The 1255-nt window shown below is 36.3% G+C and carries 1 protein-coding gene; it reads right to left on the bottom strand.

From position 1 onward, the window contains the following. Positions 1-44 precede the first annotated feature (44 nt). The gene (locus tag FCI53_RS21160) at positions 45-1247 is read right to left on the bottom strand and encodes an ISL3 family transposase (RefSeq protein WP_246050180.1); all 1203 of its coding nucleotides are present in this window, start codon (positions 1245-1247) and stop codon (positions 45-47) included. Positions 1248-1255: the final 8 nt, after the last annotated feature.

The raw sequence follows: 1255 nt of genomic DNA, 5'->3' as shown, positions 1-1255 counted from the left end.
GGTTCTACGTCAAATGTTGGGGTAGGAGTACTTGCTCCTACTCCTTAACCTACTTGAATTTCTAGTGATTTAAATTGATGATGTAATAATACACGTGACTTTAGACGATCATAACGTTGGAAACCAAAGGCATTACGTTTAATAACCTTGGTTTGATTGTTCAAGCCTTCTGTAACCCCATTGTTATAATCAAACGCAAAACTATTGAGTATCTCTACTTGCCAATTTTGAAGGGTTTTTATTGCTTTCATAAACTCTTCAAGGCCAGACTTTTCCACTTGATGATAAAAGCGATACAACCCTTGTTTCACTTCTCCTAACTGTGCTGCACCAACTTTTTTCGCTTTATCGAACCATTCACGAAATGCCTCTTTTAACCCATAAGCAGTTCGTAAATCTTCAGACATTCCTAAATACCTTTCCAGATACCAATGTTGTTTCAATGTTAGCTCTTCATAAGGTTTATCAAAAACATGCTTCATTCTCTTACACTTTTTACGATCAAAATCATGGAATTCATTTTGTACTCTTTTTCTTACGCGATTTAAAGCCCAATAAATATAACGGCAAAAGTGAAAACGATCCGCAACTATAATAGGATTGTCTAGTGCTTGTTGAACCGCAGACTTGAAGCTGTAACTCATATCCATAACTACCATCTGAACCTCGGATCCCTTTTCTCTTAGATACTTCTTAACAGTTTTTACAGAACGATTTGGTAGAATGTCTAATGGTATACCTGTTTCACCATCCGTTATAATTACCTGGTACTTTCCAGCAGATGTATCTCCCTTATACTCATCAATGCATATTACACGCGGTAAAGTATCCACCTTTTTCAAACTAGAAGAAGCAATCTGATCAAAACGGCGTATAGCTGTTGTTTGTGACGTTCTAAATTGTTCAGCTGTATCTTTAAAATCTTTCCCCTTAACCGTGCGCAACCCAAGCGCTTGATTCCACTCAATAGAATGTCTTTGATAACGATTAACAATATTATTTTCTTCGGCAAAACGTTTACCACAAGAACATACATACCTACGTTTCCGATATAACAAATAAGTAGTTCTTTCAAACAATTTCAGGTGTTGAATCTTCTGTGTACGATAATCATGGACACGACTGGTTAATTCCCCACATGCAGGACATTTATGCTTTTTAATTGGTAACTTCACATGTAAGTAGTAAGAACCCTCTAACTCCTCAGTTCTAGTAATGATTACGTCTTCTAATCCTGGCAAATTCATGTTAAAAT

This window comes from Aquibacillus sediminis (assembly GCF_005870085.1).
Lineage (GTDB): Bacteria > Bacillota > Bacilli > Bacillales > Amphibacillaceae > Aquibacillus_E > Aquibacillus_E sediminis.
This window is presented reverse-complemented; position numbering and strand designations above follow the sequence as displayed.

Bases quoted from the DNA above. Each gene is read 5' to 3' on its own strand.
- FCI53_RS21160 (WP_246050180.1), bottom strand. From the start codon at position 1,247: ATGAATTTGCCAGGATTAGAAGACGTAATCATTACTAGAACTGAGGAG.